This window comes from Mycobacterium sp. TH-M25, from assembly GCF_057473665.1.
Genome location: NZ_JBYCLA010000110.1, coordinates 1 through 5,586, shown reverse-complemented (window position 1 = coordinate 5,586; position 5,586 = coordinate 1). Strand labels below are relative to the sequence as shown.

The window sequence follows — 5,586 nt, the reverse complement described above, 5'->3', positions numbered from 1 at the left end:
GAGTACGACGCTGCCGCGGTTCGGTTCGCCGCCGCGAACATCGGGTAGCGACGGTCGCCGCGCACCCCGTCGGTCACCGCTGGCTACCTTGGCAGTCAACTGCCACCACATATGAAACAACCAAGTGATACTCGGGCTTCGACTCGCTTCGGCACTATTGACGTTTGACATCGCACTGCCATAGTTTGAGCGCGGTGGTGGCGGTGGGTCGATCCGGACCGACAGCACACCGGTGTTGATGAATCCAGTGTTGGCGTGCGGAGAAAGTGGGAGTAAACAGATGGGTCGTTTGGACGATCGGGTCGTGTTCATCACCGGGGCCGCGCGGGGTCAGGGTCGCGCGCATGCCGTACGGCTGGCCAGCGATGGCTGCGACATCATCGCGCTGGACATCTGTGCCGACATCGACACGATCGACTACCCGAACGCTCGGCCGTCGGATCTGGAGGAGACAGTCAAACTCGTCGAGAACACCGGCCGCAGGATCGTCGCTCATCAGGGCGACGTGCGCGATCATGATGCCGTCAATGCCGTCGTCGCCGCCGGACTCGCGGAATTCGGTCGCCTTGACATCGTGATCGCCAATGCCGGCGTCATCCGCCTAACGTCGGGGGGAGACGACCGCCAGGTGTTCCGGGACGTCATCGACGTCGACCTGATCGGCGCGTGGAACACGGTGCACGCGGCGATTCCGGCGCTAATCGACGGTGGCCGTGGGGGTTCCATCGTCATCACCAGTTCCAGCGCCGGCCTGAAGGGCACCGGAACCGACGTGACCGGCGCGCTTGCCTATACCGCCGCAAAACGTGGCCTCGTCGGCATGATGCAGGTGTGGGCAAACGACCTGGGCAAGCATTCCATCCGCGTCAACACCATTCACCCCACCGGCGTGGCCACCGGGATGGTGATGAACGAGACGATGCAGAAGATGTTCGAGTCCGGCGATCCTGGTCTGGCCGCCATGCAGAACGTGCTGCCCATTCCGGTGCTTGCGCCCGAGGACATCGCAAATGCGGTGGCATTCCTGGTCTCCGATGAGGCCAAGTTCATTACGGGTACAGCCTGGCCACTCGATGCCGGTTTCGCCGTGCGCTGAGGCCGACACGCGGTCCGGTCCGCTCGGCCTGACCGCGCCCGCCGATCGGCTAACCGTCGCTGGCCTCGGTGCGGATGCGCTTCTTGTCAATCTTGCCGCTGGGTAGCACGGGCAGTTCGTCGACGATGACGAGCCGGCGCGGCACCTTGTAGGACGCCAGGTTCTCGCGGACGAATTTCTGGGCCCGGACGAGGCTGAGCCCAACACCAGGCCGGAGCACGACGACAGCGGTGACCGCTTCTCCCCAGCGCGGATCCGGCGTTCCGACCACCGCGCAGCTCACCACCTCGTCGAGGCCAGACAATACGTCCTCGACCTCGGGCGAGTAGACGTTCTCACCGCCGGTGATGATGACATCCTTTTTCCGGTCAACCAAGTACAGCAGTCCGTGCTCGTCGAACCGTCCGATATCACCGGTGTGGCACCACCCGTCCCGCAGCGTCGCGAGGGTGGCCGGTTGATCATTCCAGTAACCACGAAACACCGTATCGGCCCGCACGACGATTTCCCCGGGCTCACCCTGCGTCACGTCGGATCCGTCCTCACCGAGGATGCGCACCGAGATACCCGGAAACGGAAACCCGACCGATCCCAACCGGCGTACGCCTGCCGGCGTGTCCGGCGAATGTAGTTCACGCGGCAGACTCGACACGATGCATTCGGTTTGGCCGTAGAGGTTGAGAAATCCGGCGTTTGGCATGGTCTGCATCGCTTGACGCAGCGTTGGCGCAGGCATCGGCGCGGCCGAATAGAGCACCGTGCGCACGTTTTGGAGTCCGGCCTGGGCGCCACGTTCGTCCAACAGCGTCTGCAACATGACCGGGGCCAGGTGCAGCAGGGTGATGCGTTCGGTCTTGGCCAACCCGATCGCTTCGCGCGGATCGAACTGCCGTTGCAGCACCACCGATCCCCCGCGGGCGTGCAGCGCACCGATGATCGCGATCGCGCCGAAGTGAAACATCGGCATGTTGATGAGCGCGCGGTCGTCGCAGCCGGTGCGCATCTCAGCGTTGGCCGCGAGGGCGATTCGGCACAGCTCCTTCTGCCCGAGCATGCAACACTTCGACGGTCCGGTGGTCCCACTGGTGAAAAGCAGGCACGCGATGTCATCGGGCCGCGCCACCAACGGCGGATCCGATGCGACACCTTGGGCGATGAAATCCTCGTACCCCACCATTCCCGACGCGGGCTGCCCACCGATGGAAACGACCTGGCGAAGTCCGCTCAATTGGGCAGCGCAGTCGTTGACGAGCGGGGCGAATTCCTCATCGCAGAACACGATCGACGGCGTCACCCGGCGCAGGGCATCGAGTACTTCTGACTTGGAGAACCGAAAGCTGACCGTTGCCAGCGTGATACCGCTGAGCTGAGTCGCGGCCAGCAACTCGCCGAATTCAATACTGTTGCGTCCAAGCACGGCAATCCGGTCCTGGCGTCGAACACCGAGGTCCACCATCGCCGATATCAGTTGAAGACTTCGTTGGCGTAACTCGCGGTGGGTGACCGCACGCGAGCCGAGCCGGTAGGCGGCAACATCGGGGAACCGCTCGGCGTTGTCGGCGACGATGTCGCCCATCGTCATCCCCGCCTCAGCTACGAGACGACGCGGTCTCACCCGTGGGGTTGCAGGCCGGGCGGGACTGGTGCCCGCGGGAATCTTCTGAGCTGTCTGGTGATCACGCCCGCTCAGTGCGCTACCGCCGTACTGTTGGTCCACAGTTCCTACTGTCGTGAGATATCGCGTGCGAGCACATCGGGTGGAGTTCGGCACATCCGACCCGATGTAGCTGGCATTTTCGTCGAGTTGCTAGTAGCGTGCTGGCTGCTCGACGGGTCGCTGGGCTTCCTCGCGACAGCCCCCGACCCGCGCGTCGTATGAGCCGCGGTACGGATCCGGGGGCTCTGGAGGGAGCTCGAAATGGTTGACGTCACAGGCGATTCGCAGCACACCGACACGGTGACGCGGCTGTTGAGCCACTTCTCGGCGGGTGAATTCGACCAAGCCATCGCCTTATTCTCCGACGACATCGAAGTACGGCTGCCATTCCAGGATGAACGCACCGGGTTTTGGTCACATGCCGGTGGTAAAGACAAGGTTCGGCAGCTTTTCGCCGGGGTGGCCAGTCTGTTTGATCCCCATCCGCTGTACATCGACGAACTCCTTTCGGCAACAGACGGCAAGACCGTGATCGCCAGATACCATGGCGATTTCGCGGCCCGGAAAACCGGGAAACCGTATCGGAACTCCTATATCGCCGTGTTCGAATTCGATGACGGCATGATCCGGTCGTGGACCGAATTCCACAACCCCATCGTGCTGGCCGAGGCGTTGCGCCCCTAGGGGGGTGGTGCTACGTCGCACGGGTCTCGCGCGGCAGCCCGAGAATGCGCTCCGCGATGATGTTGCGCTGGATCTCTGATGTGCCGGCATAGATGGTGCCCGCCATCGCATTGCACAGGTGAACAGATAGCCACGAGCTGGAATCGTTAGGCGCGCCGGCGTCGTCGGCTCGGTAAAAACGCATCGGAATATCGCCCTCCCAATACAGCGCATCACGGCCGAGTATGTCGACCGCCAACCGCGTCGTGCCCTGGTGGTATTCGCTCCAATACAGTTTCGACACCGAGGCCTCGGGGCCCAGGGTTCCGTCGCGCATGTAGGAGGCAAGGATCTTGTCCCCCATCGCCTTCATCACCGCAACGCCGAGATAGGCGCGCCCGAGGCGCTCCCGGGTACCGGGCTGTTGGTCGGCGCCGCGCTGCTTGGCCATCTCGAACACCCGCCCCAGCTCGTGGGCGAACAGGATCGGGTTGACCGCTGCTTCCTCGCCCCGCTCGTGGCTCAGGAGGGAATTGGCCACCCGCCAACCGTCGTTGACCTCGCCCACAACCAGATCCGCCGCGGTGCGCGCGTCGTTGAAGAAGACCTCGCAGAACTCCTTGGCGCCGTTGAGCATGGTGATCGGTCGAACATCGACACCCGGCTGATCCATCGGCATGAGCAACATGGAGATGCCTTTGGTCTTCGGCGCATCCGGCTGGGTGCGCGCCAGCAGGAACATCCAGTTGGCATTGCTCGCGTTTGACGTCCAGATCTTCTGGCCATCGATGTGCCATTGGTCCCCGTCCAGAGTGGCGCGGGTGCGCAGGCTGGCGAGATCCGAACCCGCCTCGGGCTCGGAGTACCCTTGGCACCACACATCCTCGCCGCTGATGATTCGTGGCAGGAAGCGGGACTTCTGATCGTGAGTTCCCCACACGGCCAGCGTGTTTCCGATGAGCTTGACCGACACGGTATCCCCCGGCGTCCCGACGGGGACCCCTGCCCGAGAGAACTCCTCGACAACCACGAGGTGGTCGATTTTGGTCAGGCCGCGCCCGCCGTATTCGACCGGCCAGGTGACGCCGATCAGTCTGGCTTGCCCGATGAGCCGCCGCCATCGGCCGACGAACTCGCGCCGCTGCGGTGCCGGGAGGGCGCCGACCCCGGCCCAATCCGCCGGCAGGTTGTCGTGGAGAAAGGCGCGGACCTCATCACGGAAGCCGGCGGCTTCGCCTGGCCGTTCCTGAGTCATCGATACCCCAAAGCATCCCGTCCAACAATCATCTATACATTAGACTATATTTGCCCTGTCGCACCTATCGCGGGCCGACGTCGCACGAGGAGGAACCGGTGGCCGTGCTTACCGACGACGACCGGATCGAGTTCCGGCTCTGGGTTCGCGATGGCCTACGGCGACTGGCTCCGCTGGCGCAGACCCGCAGTCTTGCCGAGTCCGGGCGACGTGCCGACCCTGACCTGGTCAAGAGCCTCGCGGAGCTGGGTATCTTCGGATTCGCGGTTCCCGAACAGTACGGCGGCGCCGATGCCGGGGCGTCGGGGTTGGCCGCGTTTCTGATTGAAGCGGGGCGCTGCCTGTTGCCCGTGCCGTATCTAAGCAGTGCCGTGCTCGCGCCCGCTGCGATCCGATGGGCCCAGGCCGAGACGCGGTTCGCCGAGTTGCTGGCCGGCATCGCCGAGGGTGCGGTGCGGGTGGCACTCACAGTAGGGCCGCTGGATGACGCCTCGCCGCGGGTCACCCGGGAGGGCGATGTGTGGCGGCTGACCGGGGACGAGCCAACAGTGCTCGAGGCCGACGTGGCCGACTGGTTCATCGTTGCCGCCCACACCGACACCGGTGTCGGGATCTTCGTCGTCGACCGCGCAGACTCCGGGGTTGAGGTCACCAATCTGCGCTCCCTCGATGTGACCCGGCCGGTGGCCGCCGTGAGCTGGCGACAGGCGCTCGCCGTTCCGCTGGGGCCGGTGGGCAACAGCGCGCCGGCGGGGCCACTGCTGACCCGGCTGCAGGACCTCATACGCTTGGCCGTGGCGGCCGACGCCGTCGGTGGCGCCCAGCACCTGCTCGACATCTCGGTCGACCACGCCAAGAATCGGATCCAGTTCGGCCGACCGATCGGCGGGTTCCAGGCCATCAAGCACCGCTGCG

Annotated in this window: 5 protein-coding genes; 3 read left to right on the top strand and 2 right to left on the bottom strand. The window is 64.6% G+C overall.

The genetic code is table 11. The annotated features are described in order from the left end of the window. Window positions 1-280: 280 nt before the first annotated feature. Window positions 281-1,096: a mycofactocin-coupled SDR family oxidoreductase gene (locus AC2VOU_RS03850; protein ID WP_486956158.1), complete on the top strand. Its 816-nt coding sequence runs from the start codon at window positions 281-283 to the stop codon at window positions 1,094-1,096. A 49-nt stretch (window positions 1,097-1,145) separates the two neighbouring features. Here the strand turns inward: AC2VOU_RS03850 and AC2VOU_RS03845 are convergent, their stop codons facing one another. Further along, window positions 1,146-2,678 carry a class I adenylate-forming enzyme family protein gene (locus AC2VOU_RS03845; protein ID WP_486956157.1) on the bottom strand — a complete coding sequence of 511 codons (1,533 nt, stop codon included), beginning with the start codon at window positions 2,676-2,678 and terminating at the stop codon, window positions 1,146-1,148. A 336-nt stretch (window positions 2,679-3,014) separates the two neighbouring features. Here AC2VOU_RS03845 and AC2VOU_RS03840 point away from each other — a divergent pair, with 336 nt between their 5' ends. Beyond that, a complete protein-coding gene (locus AC2VOU_RS03840) occupies window positions 3,015-3,437 on the top strand; it encodes a nuclear transport factor 2 family protein (RefSeq protein WP_486956156.1) in 423 nt (140 codons plus the stop codon). Window positions 3,438-3,447: 10 nt separating this feature from the next. Here AC2VOU_RS03840 and AC2VOU_RS03835 read toward each other — a convergent pair whose 3' ends face one another. Then, window positions 3,448-4,671, bottom strand: a complete 1,224-nt coding sequence (locus AC2VOU_RS03835) for an acyl-CoA dehydrogenase family protein (RefSeq protein ID WP_486956155.1) — start codon at window positions 4,669-4,671, stop codon at window positions 3,448-3,450. A gap of 98 nt (window positions 4,672-4,769) precedes the next feature. Here AC2VOU_RS03835 and AC2VOU_RS03830 point away from each other — a divergent pair. Beyond that, window positions 4,770-5,586 (top strand): acyl-CoA dehydrogenase family protein (locus AC2VOU_RS03830; protein WP_486956154.1); only part of this gene is annotated, 817 nt, incomplete at its 3' end.